The sequence below is a fragment of the Natronorubrum halalkaliphilum genome (genome assembly GCF_009834785.1).
Lineage (GTDB): Archaea > Halobacteriota > Halobacteria > Halobacteriales > Natrialbaceae > Natronorubrum > Natronorubrum halalkaliphilum.
Genome location: NZ_WUYX01000069.1, coordinates 145,697 through 160,688, shown reverse-complemented (window position 1 = coordinate 160,688; position 14,992 = coordinate 145,697). Strand labels below are relative to the sequence as shown.

Genomic DNA, 14,992 nt, shown 5'->3' with positions numbered 1-14,992 from the left:
ATGGTCGAGGCAATCACACCGATCGCACTCCAGAACGACGAGACCATCCTCCTCCCCGAGCGTATCGGCGACCTGACGGGGCTCGATCAGTTCGGCGTCGGCGGCGAACTGCTCGCGGCGTTTCTGGCCGCGTTTATCGTCGGGAACCTGATGCTGGCGATGACCGGCGTCGCTGGTCCGTGGGCGAAACGAAAGATCACCGCCGCGTTTACCGACCGGATCGCGGTCAATCGGCTCGGTCCGGCGGGACTGTTCATCATCGTCGCCGACTCCGTACGACTGCTTTCGAAGGAACTGGTCATTCCCGAACAGGCCGACCGGCCAGCCTACGATCTCGCACCGATCGTCGTCGCCGCGTCGGCGCTACTCGGGTTCGCCGTGATCCCGATGGGCAGCGGGATCCATCTCGCCGATCCCGAGGTCGGATTGGCGTACGTCTTCGCGATCGCCGGCATCGCGAGCATCGGACTGATGATGGCCGGCTACGCATCGTCGAACAAGTACTCGCTCCTTGGCGGCCTGCGCGCGGTGGCACAGAACATCGCCTACGAAATTCCGCTGGTCGTCACCGGGTTGTCAGTCGTCATTTTCGCCGGCTCCCTGCAGATGAGTACGATCGTCGAGGCCCAGGCCGCGACGCTCGTGCCGCTTGGCCCGATCGACATTCCCGCCTGGTACGCGCTGGTCAACCCGTTCGCGTTCGTGCTCTTCCTCGTCGCGAACTTCGCCGAAGTCGGGCGGAATCCGTTCGACATGCCGGAGGCGCCGACCGAGATCGTCGCCGGCTATCAGACCGAGTATTCGAGCGTGTACTTCGTGTTGATCTACCTCGGGGAGTTCCTCCATATCTTCCTCGGCGGCGCGATTATCGCGACGATCTTCCTCGGCGGTCCGGCAGGACCGGGACCGGCGGAACTCGGTATCGTCTGGTTCCTCATCAAGATCTGGGCGGTGTTCCTGCTGACTCAGTGGCTCCGCTCGGCGGTGCCGCGTGTCAGAATCGACCAGATGATCGAAATCGGCTGGAAAGGACTGCTCGTTCTTTCGTTTGCTAACCTTCTCCTCACCGCAGCAATTGTGGGGCTGATAACATGATCGGCATACTCAAATCCATGGCCACGACGATGAAACACGCACTGGACGGTTCGACGTTTACCGTCGAGTATCCGGAGACCGCACCCGACGTTTCGCCGCGGTTCAGGGGCGTCCACAAGTTCAGCCAGGAGCGGTGTATCTGGTGTCGACAGTGTGAGAACGTCTGTCCGAACGATACGATCCAGATCGTGATGGACGACCAGCGAAACGGCGAACAGTACAACCTCCACATCGGACAGTGCATCTACTGTCGGCTCTGTGAGGAAGTCTGTCCCGTCGACGCCATCCTGCTCACGCAGAACTTCGAATTTACTGCTGACACGAAACACGACTTCGTCTACAACAAAGAGCAGCTGAAGGCAGTACCGTGGTACAAGGATATCGACCCGCTCGAGTCACGCGAACCCGACCGCGGCGCGTGGATCGGCGAGGGAGAGGGGGAGGTCGACTACCAGTAACAATGATGTACACGATCGCGTTCGCGCTGTTTGCGTTCGTGACGCTCGCCAGCGGGCTGTGCGTGGTCCTGCTGAAGGATCCGTGGCACTCGGCGCTCATGCTCGGCGTGGCGCTGATGAGCATCGCGGTACACTTCGTGATGTTGGCGGCCGAGTTCGTCGCCATGATGCAGATCCTCGTCTACGTCGGCGGGGTACTCATCCTCATCACCTTCGCCGTGATGCTCACCCAGCGTGAAGAAGAGGCGTCCGAAGAGGTGGTACAGGCATGACGAGCGGCCCACAGCTCCGGCTCGGGAAGACGCTACTGCCCGGGCTTCTGGCCGTCGCCCTGTTCGGAATAATGGCGCTCGTCGTCCTGAATACGTCGTTCACGACCACGATGGCGGACGCCGGCTTTCCGGACGGGATTTCGATCACGTCCGAAATCGGCTACGCGATGTTCGATCTCGATGCGCTGAGTTCGACTGACGGCAACATGGGTGCAACCGAGCCGTTCCTCGCCGCGTTCTTGCTGATCGCGGTCACGCTCGACGCCGCACTCGACGCCTCGCTCGTCCTCGCAAAGCGCGAGGAGGAGGGCGAACCGGTCGCCGCGCTCTCGAGTACGGGGCCCGGCGACTCCGGTCCCGGTGTCGGTGCCGGTCCGGCACCCGACTCGAGCGGTTTCGGTCACTCCGAGCCGACGGTGACGGACGGTGGCGGTGGTAATGGCAGTAGCAGTGGCGGTGGCAGTGACGGTGACGCTGGTTCCGGTGTCGACGCAGAGTCGACGGGGTCCGACGACGGACCAGCCGATACCGACACCGACACCGAAACCGAGACGGCGGGAGGTGACGATCGATGAGTATCGGAATCGAGTACTACGTGTTGCTGTCGATGGGCCTGTTCTGTATCGGCCTGTTCGGCGTACTGACGCGTCGTAACGCACTGATGTTCCTGATGTCCGTCGAACTCATGCTGAACGCGGCGAACATCAACCTGATCGCCTTCGCGTTCTATCACGGCAATCTCACGGGGCAGGTGTTCGCGCTGTTTACCATGGCGCTCGCCGCCGCGGAGGTCGCCGTCGGGCTCGGGATCATTCTGGTGTTGTACCGCAACTTCCGTGACGTCGACGTCACGGTACCGACGACGATGAGGTGGTAAGATGGAAGGGGCATTCTCCTACGCACCGGCGATAGCGGCGTTCCCCCTCGTGGCCTTCGTAGTCGCGCTTACCTTCGGCAAGTGGTTGCCGAAGAAAGGCGCGATTCCGGGCATCGCGGCGACGGCAGGCTCCCTGCTGTTCTCGCTGTGGATGCTGGCGGCGGTCGCGAGCGGCGAAGTGTATCACGAGACGCTGTACGAGTGGACGGCCGGCGCGGCCGCAAGCGAGGTCGGTACCGAGGGCATCGACTTTACCTTCGGGATCCTGATCGACCCGCTCGCGGCGCTGATGTTGGTCATCGTCTCGCTCGTCGCGTTCCTCGTCCACGTGTTCAGTCTCGGCTACATGAACGCCGAGGGCGAGACCGGTCTGCCGCGGTACTACGCCGGACTCGGGCTCTTTACGTTCAGTATGCTCGCCTTCGTCTACGCGGACAACCTGCTGATGGCGTTCATCTTCTTCGAACTCGTCGGCCTGTGTTCGTACCTGCTGATCGGGTTCTGGTTCCGCACGCGCTCGGCACCCTCGGCCGCGAAGAAGGCGTTTCTGGTCACCCGATTCGGCGACTACTTCTTCCTGATCGGGGTCGTCGCAATCGCGGCCACGTTCGGGACAGTCGCGTTCGCGGGCGACGACTCGTTTGTCGCCGCAGCGGAGACCGCGATCAACGACGGCGACACCCTGTTCGGCTTCGACGCTCAGACGTGGGTGACGATCACCGGCTTGCTCGTGCTGGGCGGCGTGCTGGGTAAATCCGCCCAGTTCCCGTTCCACACCTGGCTGCCGGACGCGATGGAAGGTCCGACCACCGTCTCCGCGCTTATTCACGCGGCGACGATGGTCGCGGCGGGCGTCTACCTCGTGGCGCGGATGTTCGGTTACTACGCGCTCTCGCCGACGACGCTCGCGATCATCGCGTTCGTCGGCGGCTTTACCGCACTGTTCGCCGCGACGATGGGCGTCGTCAAAGACGACATCAAGCAGGTCCTGGCGTACTCGACGATCAGCCAGTACGGCTACATGATGCTCGGGCTCGGCGTCGGCGGCTACGTCGCCGGGGTCTTCCACCTGATGAACCACGCCTTCTTCAAGGCGCTGTTGTTCCTGGGTGCCGGTGCCGTCATCATCCTCATGCACCACGAACAGGACATGTGGAAGATGGGCGGGCTCAAGGACAAGGCTCCCGTCACCTACTACACGTTCCTCGCGGGCGCGCTCGCGCTCGCCGGCATCATTCCGTTCTCGGGCTTCTGGTCCAAGGACGAAATCCTGTACGACGCCATGATCGTCGGCCTCGAGGAGCCCGTCATTCTCGCGGCCTACGCGATGGGGCTCGCGGCCGTCTTCTTTACCGGCTTCTACACCTTCCGGATGGTCTTCCTGACCTTCCACGGTGAACCGCGCTCGGAAGCGGCCGAGGACCCACACTCGATCGGCTGGGCCGTCAAGGCTCCGCTGATTACGCTGGGGGTTCTCGCGCTCGTCGCCGGCGTCGCGAATCTCGCGCCGGTCGCCAAGATCGTGGGTGCAGACATCACGTTCCTCGAGCACTGGCTCGACGGCGAGTACGGGGCCGTGGAGGGGCTGACCTACAGCGCCTACGGTGAACTCGTAGCCTACGAGACCGGCGTCATCGGCTCCGAACAGCTGACCGTCCTGATCGCGGCCGGCCTGTCCTTGCTGCTCGCGTTCTCCGGTGCCGGATTGGCCTGGAAACTGTACAACGTTCCGGAGCCGGTTCCGTACAAGGACCGCCTCGGAACCGTCGGCGACGCCGCCGAAGCCAACTACTATCAGGACGAGTATCAGGTCTGGCTCGCGAACGGCCTCACGCGACCGGTTGCACGCGCAGCCGACCGGTTCGATCAGACGGTCATCGACGGCACCGTCAACGGCGTCTCGACCGCCAGCCTGTTCGGCAGTAGCTGGATGAAACGTCTCCAGACGGGGATCGTGACGAACTACGCGGCGCTGTTGGTGGCCGGGTTCATCGGCTTACTACTCGTCCTCGGACTCTACGGAGGGTGGTTCCTATGATGATCGAAGCACTGCTCGCAGTCGCACTGGTCGGCGCACTGGTCACGTTCGTCGCGCCGAATCGCATCGCCGGCAAACTGGCGTTCGCCATCAGTCTGGTGCCCGCCGCGCTCAGCCTGTGGATGTTCGCGGCCTTCGACGGCAGCGGTAACGCCTTGCTCGACGGCACGCTCGCCTTCGAGTCCCAGGTCGAGTGGATCGACCTCGGCAGCTACACGATTTCGTGGTTCGTCGGCCTCGACGGCATCAGCCTGCCGCTCGTGGTCCTGACGACGATCCTCACGTCGCTCGCGATCATGAGTTCGTGGACGCCGATCGACAACCGCGAGTCCCAGTTCTACGGGCTCATCCTCTTCATCGAGGCGAACCTGATCGGCGTCTTCGCGGCGCTCGATTTCTTCCTCTGGTTCATTTTCTGGGAGGCCGTCCTGATCCCGATGTACCTGTTGATCGGGATCTGGGGCGGCCCGCGCCGGAAGTACGCCGCGATCAAGTTCTTCGTCTACACGAACGTGGCGTCGCTGCTGATGTTCGGTGCGTTCATCGCGCTCGTTCTCGGCCTCGGCGACGGCGTGACGAGTTTCGCACTCCCCGAAGTCGCGAACGCGATGCTCAACGGCGGTCCGGACGGACTGTTCGGCCTCGAGGGCACGACGCTCGCCTCGGTGGTGTTCGTCGCGATGTTCCTCGGCTTTGCGGTGAAGGTGCCGGTCGTGCCGTTCCACACGTGGCTGCCGGACGCCCACGTCGAAGCGCCGACGCCCGCTTCCGTGCTGCTGGCCGGCGTCCTGCTGAAGATGGGGACCTACGCACTGCTGCGATTCAACTTCACGATGTTCCCGGATCAGGTCGAGACGTACGCGGTGCCGATCGCGGCTATCGCGGTCATCAGCGTCATCTACGGCGCGATGCTCGCGCTGGCCCAGACCGACCTGAAACGGATCGTCGCCTACTCTTCAGTGTCGTCGATGGGCTACGTCATCCTCGGACTGGTCGCTTACACCCAGTTCGGGATCGGCGGCGCGACCTTCCAGATGGTCTCTCACGGCCTCATTTCGGGGCTGATGTTCATGGCCGTCGGCGTCATCTACAACGCGACCCACACCCGGCTCGTCACCGACATGTCCGGGATGGCGGATCGGATGCCCGTCGCCGTGGGCATTCTGGTCGCCGGCGCGTTCGGCTACATGGGACTGCCACTCATGTCCGGCTTCGCGGCGGAGTACTTCATCTTCTTCGGCGCGTTCGGCGCCGGATTCGACTACGCGCCGCTGTTTACCGCACTGGCGATGTTCGGCATCGTGCTCGTCGCCGGCTACCTGCTGTTTGCGCTCCAGCGCGCCGTCTTCGGCCCGTACCGACTCGAAACCGACTACGAAGTGAGCCGCGCGCCGCTTCACGACATCGCGCCGATGTTCGTGTTGCTGGGGATCATTATCGCCCTCGGCGTGGCTCCCGACCTGATCTTCGAGATGATAACTGACGCAGTCGATCCGATCCTCGAGAACGGAGGTGAGCTGTAATGGCAGTGTTCGAACTCCCCGGATGGACGGCGCTTGCACCGGCGCTGATTCTGGCGGTGACCGGGCTGGTGTTGTTCGTCTTCGACAGCATCTCGCCGAACTCGACCAACCGCTCGCTGCTCGCTGGCACCGCGGCCGGCGGCGCGCTCGTTTCGCTGGCCGTCGCGGTCTGGTTTACGTTCGCCGGCGTCGGTACGCCGACGGTCGACGGCGGTCTCGGCGAAATCAGCATCCTCGGCGGCCAACTCGTCGTCGATCAGTTGGCGCTGTACTTCATGATCGTCGTCGCGATCGTTACCGCGCTGATCACGGTCGCGAGCTACGACTATCTGGTCGACCACACCTATCAGGCAGAGTACTACTCGCTCATTATCCTCGCCGCGACCGGGATGTCGCTGATGGCTGCCGCGAACAGCCTCGTGACGATCTTCATCGCGCTCGAGTTGGCGAGCCTGCCGTCGTACGCCCTCGTCGCGATCCTCAAGGACAACCGCGGGAGCGTCGAGGCCGGCCTGAAGTACTTCCTGATCGGCGCGCTGTCGTCGGCGATCTTCGTCTACGGCATCTCGCTGGTCTACGGTGCGACGGGCCACCTGCAACTCGAGAACATCGCGGCCGTCATCAGCGGCGGCGACGTCGATGGCTACGGCGGCCTGCTCGGACTCGGCATCCTCATGCTGATCGGCGGCTTCGCGTTCAAGACCGCGAGCGTCCCGTTCCACTTCTGGGCACCGGAAGCCTACGAAGGGGCACCGGCTCCGGTTAGTGCGTTCCTCTCCTCGGCGTCGAAGGCGGCCGGTTTCGTGATCGCGTTCCGCGTGTTCACGACCGCCTTCCCGCTTGGCGAAACGACCGCCCTCATCGGCGTCGAGTGGACCCACGCGTTCATCATCCTCGCGATCGTCACGATGACGGTCGGGAACTTCGCGGCGGCGACCCAGGACAACGTCAAGCGGATGCTCGCCTACTCGTCGATCGGCCACGCCGGCTACGCGCTGATCGGACTGGCGGGGCTTACCGCCGACGGTGGCGAGTTCGTCATGGGTGCCGCGATGATGCACCTGCTCGTCTACGGCTTCATGAACACGGGTGCGTTCCTGTTCGTCGGCCTGGCCGAACGCTGGGAAGTCGGCCGCACCTTCGAGGACTACAACGGTCTCTCGACGCAGGCGCCGGTCGCCTGCGCGGCGATGGCGGTCTTCCTGTTCAGCCTCGCCGGCATCCCGCCCTTTGGCGGCTTCTTCAGCAAGTTCTTCCTGTTCATGGGCGCCATCGAGGCCTCTGCTGAGACCACGGCGATGCTCGCCGTGGCCGCCGCGCTCGTGGTCAACAGCGCGCTCTCGCTGTACTACTACTCGCGGCTGGTCAAGGCCCTCTGGATCGAGGAGCCGTCGACGACCCGCGACCGACTCGCCCAGCCAACCGGGCTCTACGCGGCGATCATCGTCGCCGCCGTGATGACGGTCGTCATCCTGCCCGGTTTCGGGCCGGTCGTCGACACCGCACTCGAGGCCGCGACAGCGATCGTCGGCTGAGATCGAGACCGACGACCCGGTAACTTTTCCCGCTCGGGGTTGCAAACCGCGGTATATGGTTTTCCGGCTCGTGCTCGGCTGTGGAACTGTCGGCCGTCAGGTCGCCGAACAGCTCCCCGAGCGCGACAGCGATGAACGCGACCGTTTACTCGTCGTTACCGACGACGAGAGCATCGTCGAGGCGCTTCGGGACGGGAGCGTCCCCGCCCGATGTGCCGACCCGACCGATCCGTCGGTGCTCGCGAACCTCGAGGCCCCGGACGTCGTCTTCGTCGGCAGCGATCGCACCGACGTCAATCGGGCCGCACTCGAGTCCGCCCGTGACCGGTTCCCGCTGGCCTCGATCGTCGCGTATCTCGGCGGGAATGCGACGGCAGCCGATCGGACGCGGTTCGACGAACTTGCCGATCACGTCGTCGACGCCGAGAACGCGATGGTCGACCACGTGCTCGAGGGGTCGGTGCGGGCGTCTGCCGGCGCGGCGATCGGGCTTCGGAAACGGCTCACGGCGATCGACGGCCGGCTGGCGGTCGTTATGCACGACAACCCGGACCCCGACGCGATCGCGAGCGCCGTCGCGCTAACCGATATCGCCGCGGAGGTTGGTATCGACGCCGACGCCTGCTACTTCGGCGATATCTCCCATCAGGAGAACCGAGCGATGGTCAATCTGCTCGATCTCGATCTCCGGAACCTCTCGCCGGAGGACTCGCTCGAGGGGTACGATGCGTTCGCACTGGTCGATCACTCCCGCCCCGGCGTCAACGATCAACTGCCGGAGGAGTTACACGTCGCTATCGTCATCGACCATCACCCGCCCCGCGGTCCGGTTCCCGGCGACTTCGTCGATCTGCGCGAACACGCGGGCGCAACGAGTACCGTCCTGACCGAGTACCTCAAGCGGTTCAGCCTGGAACCGCGGCGGGCGACGGCGACGGCGCTGTTGTACGGCATTCGCATCGATACGAACGATTTCACTCGAGAGGTGTCGCCGGCCGATTTTAACGCTGCGTCGATCCTGTGGCCTCACGTCGACACGTCGGTCCTGCGCCAGATCGAGCAGCCGACGGTCGAAGGGGAGACCCTGGAGACGATCGCTCGGGCGATCAAGAACCGCATCCAACGAGACTCGGTCGCCGTGGCGAGCGTCGGCCGGATCAACGACCGCGATGCGTTGCCCCAGGCGGCCGATCAACTGCTCTCGATGCAGGGCGTCGAGACGACGCTGGTCTTCGGATTCCGGGACGAAATGGCGTTTCTCTCGGCGCGGTCGCGAGCGGCCGACGTCGATCTCGGCGAGACGCTCCGGGACGCGTTCGACCGGATCGGCAGCGCCGGCGGCCACGCCGACATGGCCGGTGCACAGCTCGAGATCGGTATCCTGGGCAGTGCCGACGACGAGGACGAGGTCGAATCGATCGTCAGTGTCGTCGAGGAAGTGATCACGAACCGATTCCTCGAGGCGATCGACAGCCGACCGGGGGTGCCCGTCGGCGCTTACACCCAGACCAGCGAGTGGCTGTTTACCGTCGATGACGAGGCCGTTCGGTCCGCGAGCGGTTCCGCTCAATCCGAGGACGACGACGAACTGCCCAGCTGACGGGGTGGAGCTGCAGGCGCGTTCGGTTAGTTGTGGTGGTTCGGTAGTTCACATACTCGACTACCAGTACCAACAACCGTCTCGCAGGCGAGCGGACAGGAGGACACGCTTTTGCGCGCGGAGACCGTTATCTCGGCCATGGAGGTTGCGTCGGACAGAACCAAACCCCAGGTCAAGGAGTACATGACGCGTGACGTGGTGACGGTAGCCCCCGACGCGACCGTCGGCGACGTCGCGACCCGGATCGCCGAGAGCGACGAACACAGCGGCTTTCCCGTCTGTGAGCGGCGGCGCGTGGAAGGCTTTGTCAGTGCTCGCGACCTGTTGCTAGCCGACAACGACGAACCGATTTTCAAGGTGATGACGACGGATCTGCTCGTCGCACACCCGGATATGAAAGTAACCGACGCGGCCCGCGTTATCCTCCGGTCGGGAATCCAGAAACTTCCCGTGGTCGACGACGCCGGCAACCTCGTCGGGATCATCTCCAACGCCGACGTCATCCGCAGCCAGATCGAGCGGGCGACCCCCGAGAAAGTGGGGAAGCTGATGCGAACGCTCGAGCAGATTCACGATATCGAACTCGAACAGGAGCGACGCACGGTCTCGCTGTCTGCGCTGACGCCGACGCAGGGGCGAGTCTACGCGGACGAACTCGAGGGGCGACGGTACGAACTCGAGCACGGACTGGCCGAACCGCTGGTGGTTATCGACAACGCGGGAACGCTCTTGCTCGCGGACGGCCACCATCGCGTGCTCGCGGCGGATCGGCTGGAAATCGACGAGATGGATGCCTACGTCATCGTCATCGACGAGACGATCGATCTCGGGATGGCCCGCACGGCGGCGAAAGAGGAGTTAGAGCGAATCGACGACATCGACGTCGTCGACTACGCACGGCATCCGCTCGTCCAGACGACGAAACGGCTGCAGTCGGACGGGTAGACGGACCGCACCGTTCGTCCGGGACCGAACGTTCGGCGAGTGCGACTGTCCGGCCTGCTGTATACTGGTGAAGATTATCCGTACCCGGACGGTACCTCGGTCGATGGCAGGAACTCGATCCAGACCGTCGACGGCCGACCGTGTACTCATCGCTGGAGCGAGCGGGGACACTGGACACGAACTGTTGTCCGCCCTGCGGCCGACCGACCTCACCGTTCGCGCGACCACCCGATCGTACGCGGCCGTCGACACCCTCGAGCGACTCGGCGCTGACGAGGTCGTCGTCGCCGATTTCTTCGAACCCGCCGACGCGGTCGCCGCCGTCGAGGGCTGTGATCTCGTCTACTGTGCGCTCGGTACGCCGCCGGGTCTGGCCCACATGATCGGCGGCAAACTGGTTGACCGGACCGGCGTCATCAATCTCGTGACGGCCGCGATGGGCGCTGACGCTTCGCATTTCGTTCTCGAGAGCGCGATCGGCGTCGGGAGTTCGAAGGCCCGACTCTCGCTGCCGGCCCGACTCATGATTCGAGGATCGCTGCGGGCCAAGCAAGACGCGGAGACCGCGTTGCGTCGGTCGGGACTGAACTACACGATCATCCGGCCCGGAAAACTCACGAACGCGCCGCCCAGCGAGGAACCGGTCGTCGGCGAGGGCGGCAACTCCGTGTCGGGATCGATCCCGCGAGCCGACGTCGCGCGCCTGATGGCCGCAGCACCGTTTACCGCGGATGCGCGAAACCGCACCTTCGAGGTCGTCAGCCGCGACGGGCTGACTGACACGCCGCGAAACCTCGTCAACGTCGGCTGGGAGTTCGAGCGACTGGACGGACTCGAGTGGACGGAACAGGACCGACTGCACTCTTGAAGCGCGTACTGGCGGTTGACTCTCCTACAACAGGAGCGTAGAGACCAGTCCGACGATTCCCGCGATCGTCAACCCCGCGCCCGGTACCGCGATCAGTCCGCCGAAGACGACGTACATGGAGCCGGATCTGCGCCGCTCCGGGAGCACCGACGACCGATCGCCGACCGAAACCTCGAACCAGTCGTCACCGGCGACGGTGACGGGGCGAGTCGAATCGCCCGAGTCGACGACCGAGCCGCCGAAGACGTGGACGTCGCCGCCGGGCTCGAGCCGCTGCTCGCGGTACTGACGAACGGTAGCCGTTGCGTTCGAAGACTCGGCGGTCGCGTCGCGCTCCAGTTCGGAGAGGCCGATCGCATCCAATCGATCGTGCGCGCCGGCCTCGAGGTCGGCGGCAGCGAGCCACGGCGTCTGTGTCGTCTCCCAGTCGTCGAGCGACAGAACGGCGTTCGTGGGGTCGACCGCGACGCGGGCGGCCCCGTCTTCGACCGCGAACGGGGTGCTGGCCGACGCCCGCCCGTCGAGTTGCCAGGACTCGCCCGAGCCGTCCGTGTCTTCCAGGCTGGTCGGGCCGCTTGGGCCGTCCGAACCGTCCGAATCGGGCCCGCTGATACCTTTCGAACCCGCACCCCCATCCCCGCCCGTACCCGAAGACCCGTCGCCGTCTCGACGCCGCGCAGACACCGTGTACGCCAGACAGTCCGCGCCGGAGAGCGGTCCCTCGAGCGTTCCTTCGTCGGTCGCCCGCGCAGTGCCTTCGAATTCGACGAGGCCGCTCGAGTCGGCGACCTCGGACAGCGGGATCGGGCCGGCCGCACGGAGTCCTCGAGCGACCTGAATTCGACTGACGCCGATAGACGCGACGTAGAGTCCGGCGCCGAGAAACGCGAGTCCGAACAGCGCGACGACTCCGGTGAGAATCACGTCCGTTGGCGGCATGCTGAACCGTTGCGTGCGGGTGAGGATAATTCCCGCGACACTCGGCCGCCGGACCGTCGTCGATACGGTCGGGGGTTCGAGGCGAAACCGAACACCGACACACCGAACGTTTATCCCGATCTTCGCCGATAGTATCGGTGATTATGAGCGACGAATCCGGCGAGCCCGAGGTCGAGGTCGAACTCGAGGCGCGCCTCGAGGAGCAGGAGACATTCGAACCGCCCGAGTCGTTCGTCGAGCAAGCGAACGTCACGGATCCGGGGATCTACGAGGAGTTCGAGGAGGACTGGCCGGAGTGCTGGGAGCGCGCCGCCGACCTGCTCTCGTGGAACGAGGCGTACGGCACAGTCCTCAATGACGAAAACGCGCCGTTCTACGAGTGGTTCCCCGACGGAAAACTGAACGCGTCGTACAACTGTCTCGACCGCCACGTCGAGGAGGGGGCGAAGAATCGGGCCGCGATCAAATGGGAGGGCGAACTCGGCGAGACGCGGACCTACACCTACAACGAACTGCTCAACGAGGTCGAGGCCTTCGCCGCGTCGTTGCGGGATCTCGGCGTCGAAGAGGACGACGTCGTCACCCTCTACATGCCGATGATTCCGGAGTTACCGATCGCCATGCTGGCGTGTGCCCGCATCGGCGCGCCACACAGTGTCGTCTTCGCCGGCTTCTCGGCCGACGCGCTCGCGACTCGGATGAATTCGGCCGAGAGCGAGTATCTGGTCACCTGTGACGGCTACTACCGTCGCGGCGACGCCCTGAATCACAAACAGAAGGCCGACAAGGGACTCCGCGGCGTCGAGCACGGCGTTCAGACCGTCGTCGTCGACCGACTCGGCGACGAACTGACGCACTTCCTCGGCAACGACGCCTACGACTACGGCGAACTCGTCGCGGAACACGAGGGGGCGAGCGTCGAGCCGGTTTCCCGGGACGCCGAGGACATGTTGTTCCTGATGTACACCTCGGGAACGACGGGCGAACCGAAAGGGGTCAAACACACGACGGGGGGCTACCTCGCCTACACGGCCTGGACCTCCCGCGCGGTTCTGGACGTCAAGCCCGAGGACACCTACTGGTGTGCGGCCGACATCGGCTGGATTACCGGCCACTCCTATATCGTCTACGGCCCGCTCGCGCTGGGGACGACGACGATGATGTACGAGGGAACGCCGGACTACCCCGAGAAGGACCGACTCTGGGAACTCATCGAGCGCAACAGAGTCGACACGTTCTACACCGCGCCGACGGCCATTCGCTCGTTCATGAAGTGGGGCGAGACGTATCCGGACCGCCACGACCTCTCCTCGCTGCGTCTGCTCGGCACGGTCGGCGAACCGATCAATCCGCGGGCTTGGAAGTGGTACTACAAACACATCGGCAACGAGGAGTGTCCCATCGTTGACACCTGGTGGCAAACCGAAACCGGTGGCATGATGATCACCACGCTGCCGGGGATCAACGAGATGAAACCCGGCTCTGCGGGGCCGCCCCTGCCGGGTATCGACGCTCGGATCGTCGATTCCGAGGGCGAAACCGTCGACCCCGGAAACGCCGGCTATCTCACGGTCAATAACCCGTGGCCCGGGATGCTCCGAACGCTGTACAACAACGACGAACGGTTCATCCAGGAGTACTGGCAGGAGTACTCGGACGAGGACTCCGACGAGTGGGTCTACTTCCCTGAAGACGGCGCGAAAATCGACGACGACGGCTACGTGACCGTCCTCGGCCGCGTCGACGACGTGCTCAACGTCTCCGGCCACCGCCTCGGCACGATGGAGATCGAGTCCGCGATCGTCGGCATCGGCGGCGTCGCCGAAGCCGCCGTCGTCGGTGGCGACCACGAGGTCAAAGGCGAAGCCGTCTACGCCTACGTCATCCTCGAGGACGGTTCCGAGCCAACCGACGAAATGCGCGAGCGGATCGTCGAGGGTGTCGAAGACGCCATCGGACCGATCGCCCGCCCCGAAGCGGTCGTCTTCACGTCCGAACTCCCGAAGACCCGGTCGGGCAAGATCATGCGCCGCCTGCTCGAGAACATCGCGAGCGGCGACGAGTTGGGCGATACCTCGACGCTGCGGAATCCTGAGATCGTCGACGAAATCGCCGAGCGGGCCGCTGTCGATACTTCGGATGCGAACGAAGCGGCGGCCGCCGATACCGACTCGGAGTCCGGCACGGCCTCGGAGGCGACCGGGGAGGACGCGGACACCGATTCGGACGGCGCCGACGAAGACAGCGACGCTGACTCGGACTGACCGGATCGGCACCGAATTCCTGTTGACCGATTCTGAGGTTCGGGCCGTTCCAAACGGCACCGAACGGCCTACAGCGCATCGTCGTCGAACCGCGAAATGATCTCGACTACGAACAGAAACGTCACCAGAAAGACGCCGACCGTCACGCCGCCGTAAAGGGCCAGCGACACCGGCGAAATCGGTACCGTTAGATCGATAATACTGATCTCCTCGATCCCCATCTGCGCGGGAAAGACGAAGCCGAGGACGGCACCGAAGGCGGCGGTCACGACGATCAGTGCGAGGACGAGGCCGACGACGACGCGTCGACCGCCGAGTTCTCGAGCAGCGATCACAGGGAACTGTTCACTGTCCGTGAACGAGGGTGTTGCGTTTTCGTGTCGGCCTGTGTTGTTGGCTCGGGCCGTACCGACCGCTCAGTATCACGATCGACCTCTCGCCCGGTATAAACCCAAATTTGTTTGGAGACAGTCGTATCCACGATGTCTCCGTATGAATGAATACGGCAGGACGGTCGGTACCGGACCGCTACTCTGCCGTTGCCTCCCCCCCCCCCCCCCCCCCCCCCCCCCCCCCCC

The 14,992-nt window shown here is 64.4% G+C and carries 14 protein-coding genes; 12 read left to right on the top strand and 2 right to left on the bottom strand.

Translation table 11 applies throughout. The annotated features are described in order from the left end of the window. The 11 genes from GS429_RS18915 to GS429_RS18865 all read left to right on the top strand — a co-directional run bounded on the left by GS429_RS18915 (nt 1) and on the right by GS429_RS18865 (nt 11,211). On the top strand, nt 1–1,095 hold the full coding sequence (locus GS429_RS18915) for a complex I subunit 1/NuoH family protein (RefSeq protein WP_160067085.1): 1,095 nt from the start codon (nt 1–3) through the stop codon (nt 1,093–1,095). Further along, nucleotides 1,092–1,553, top strand: coding sequence for a NuoI/complex I 23 kDa subunit family protein (locus tag GS429_RS18910; protein ID WP_160067083.1), 462 nt, complete (start codon nt 1,092–1,094; stop codon nt 1,551–1,553). The genes GS429_RS18915 and GS429_RS18910 overlap by 4 nt, the downstream gene beginning before the upstream one ends. Nucleotides 1,554–1,555: 2 nt before the next feature. Then, on the top strand, nt 1,556–1,825 hold the full coding sequence (locus tag GS429_RS18905; RefSeq protein ID WP_160067081.1) for an NADH-quinone oxidoreductase subunit J: 270 nt from the start codon (nt 1,556–1,558) through the stop codon (nt 1,823–1,825). Further along, nucleotides 1,822–2,400, top strand: a complete 579-nt coding sequence (locus GS429_RS18900) for a hypothetical protein (protein ID WP_160067079.1) — start codon at nt 1,822–1,824, stop codon at nt 2,398–2,400. Before GS429_RS18905 ends, GS429_RS18900 begins: the two co-directional genes overlap by 4 nt. Next, nucleotides 2,397–2,702 carry an NADH-quinone oxidoreductase subunit NuoK gene (nuoK, locus tag GS429_RS18895; RefSeq protein WP_160067077.1) on the top strand — a complete coding sequence of 102 codons (306 nt, stop codon included), beginning with the start codon at nt 2,397–2,399 and terminating at the stop codon, nt 2,700–2,702. The genes GS429_RS18900 and nuoK overlap by 4 nt, the downstream gene beginning before the upstream one ends. 1 nt (nt 2,703) lies before the next feature. Next, nucleotides 2,704–4,740, top strand: a complete 2,037-nt coding sequence (gene nuoL, locus GS429_RS18890) for an NADH-quinone oxidoreductase subunit L (RefSeq protein WP_160067075.1) — start codon at nt 2,704–2,706, stop codon at nt 4,738–4,740. After that, nucleotides 4,737–6,263 (top strand): complex I subunit 4 family protein, encoded by a 1,527-nt coding sequence (locus GS429_RS18885; protein WP_160067073.1) that lies wholly within the window; start codon nt 4,737–4,739, stop codon nt 6,261–6,263. The genes nuoL and GS429_RS18885 overlap by 4 nt, the downstream gene beginning before the upstream one ends. Continuing rightward, on the top strand, nt 6,263–7,798 hold the full coding sequence (locus GS429_RS18880; protein WP_160067071.1) for an NADH-quinone oxidoreductase subunit N: 1,536 nt from the start codon (nt 6,263–6,265) through the stop codon (nt 7,796–7,798). The genes GS429_RS18885 and GS429_RS18880 overlap by 1 nt, the downstream gene beginning before the upstream one ends. Nucleotides 7,799–7,853: 55 nt before the next feature. After that, nucleotides 7,854–9,398 (top strand): DHH family phosphoesterase, encoded by a 1,545-nt coding sequence (locus GS429_RS18875; RefSeq protein WP_160067069.1) that lies wholly within the window; start codon nt 7,854–7,856, stop codon nt 9,396–9,398. A 138-nt stretch (nt 9,399–9,536) separates the two neighbouring features. Next, the gene (locus tag GS429_RS18870) at nt 9,537–10,343 is read left to right on the top strand and encodes a CBS domain-containing protein (protein ID WP_160067067.1); all 807 of its coding nucleotides are present in this window, start codon (nt 9,537–9,539) and stop codon (nt 10,341–10,343) included. Between the two features lie 103 nt (nt 10,344–10,446). Continuing rightward, entirely contained in the window at nt 10,447–11,211 is a 765-nt protein-coding gene (locus GS429_RS18865) for an SDR family oxidoreductase (RefSeq protein WP_160067065.1), read from the top strand. A 24-nt stretch (nt 11,212–11,235) separates the two neighbouring features. Here GS429_RS18865 and GS429_RS18860 read toward each other — a convergent pair whose 3' ends face one another. Then, nucleotides 11,236–12,150 carry a hypothetical protein gene (locus tag GS429_RS18860; protein WP_160067063.1) on the bottom strand — a complete coding sequence of 305 codons (915 nt, stop codon included), beginning with the start codon at nt 12,148–12,150 and terminating at the stop codon, nt 11,236–11,238. A 143-nt stretch (nt 12,151–12,293) separates the two neighbouring features. Here GS429_RS18860 and acs point away from each other — a divergent pair, with 143 nt between their 5' ends. Next, on the top strand, nt 12,294–14,414 hold the full coding sequence (gene acs, locus GS429_RS18855; RefSeq protein ID WP_160067061.1) for an acetate--CoA ligase: 2,121 nt from the start codon (nt 12,294–12,296) through the stop codon (nt 14,412–14,414). A 68-nt stretch (nt 14,415–14,482) separates the two neighbouring features. Here the strand turns inward: acs and GS429_RS18850 are convergent, their stop codons facing one another. After that, nucleotides 14,483–14,749: a DUF7520 family protein gene (locus GS429_RS18850; protein WP_328821487.1), complete on the bottom strand. Its 267-nt coding sequence runs from the start codon at nt 14,747–14,749 to the stop codon at nt 14,483–14,485. Nucleotides 14,750–14,992 lie beyond the last annotated feature (243 nt).

Bases quoted from the DNA above. Each gene is read 5' to 3' on its own strand.
- GS429_RS18860 (WP_160067063.1), bottom strand. From the start codon at position 12,150: ATGCCGCCAACGGACGTGATTCTCACCGGAGTCGTCGCGCTGTTCGGA.
- GS429_RS18900 (WP_160067079.1), top strand. From the start codon at position 1,822: ATGACGAGCGGCCCACAGCTCCGGCTCGGGAAGACGCTACTGCCCGGG.
- GS429_RS18865 (WP_160067065.1), top strand. From the start codon at position 10,447: ATGGCAGGAACTCGATCCAGACCGTCGACGGCCGACCGTGTACTCATC.
- GS429_RS18870 (WP_160067067.1), top strand. From the start codon at position 9,537: ATGGAGGTTGCGTCGGACAGAACCAAACCCCAGGTCAAGGAGTACATG.
- GS429_RS18875 (WP_160067069.1), top strand. From the start codon at position 7,854: ATGGTTTTCCGGCTCGTGCTCGGCTGTGGAACTGTCGGCCGTCAGGTC.
- GS429_RS18910 (WP_160067083.1), top strand. From the start codon at position 1,092: ATGATCGGCATACTCAAATCCATGGCCACGACGATGAAACACGCACTG.
- GS429_RS18880 (WP_160067071.1), top strand. From the start codon at position 6,263: ATGGCAGTGTTCGAACTCCCCGGATGGACGGCGCTTGCACCGGCGCTG.
- GS429_RS18905 (WP_160067081.1), top strand. From the start codon at position 1,556: ATGATGTACACGATCGCGTTCGCGCTGTTTGCGTTCGTGACGCTCGCC.
- GS429_RS18885 (WP_160067073.1), top strand. From the start codon at position 4,737: ATGATGATCGAAGCACTGCTCGCAGTCGCACTGGTCGGCGCACTGGTC.
- acs (WP_160067061.1), top strand. From the start codon at position 12,294: ATGAGCGACGAATCCGGCGAGCCCGAGGTCGAGGTCGAACTCGAGGCG.
- nuoK (WP_160067077.1), top strand. From the start codon at position 2,397: ATGAGTATCGGAATCGAGTACTACGTGTTGCTGTCGATGGGCCTGTTC.
- nuoL (WP_160067075.1), top strand. From the start codon at position 2,704: ATGGAAGGGGCATTCTCCTACGCACCGGCGATAGCGGCGTTCCCCCTC.
- GS429_RS18915 (WP_160067085.1), top strand. From the start codon at position 1: ATGGTCGAGGCAATCACACCGATCGCACTCCAGAACGACGAGACCATC.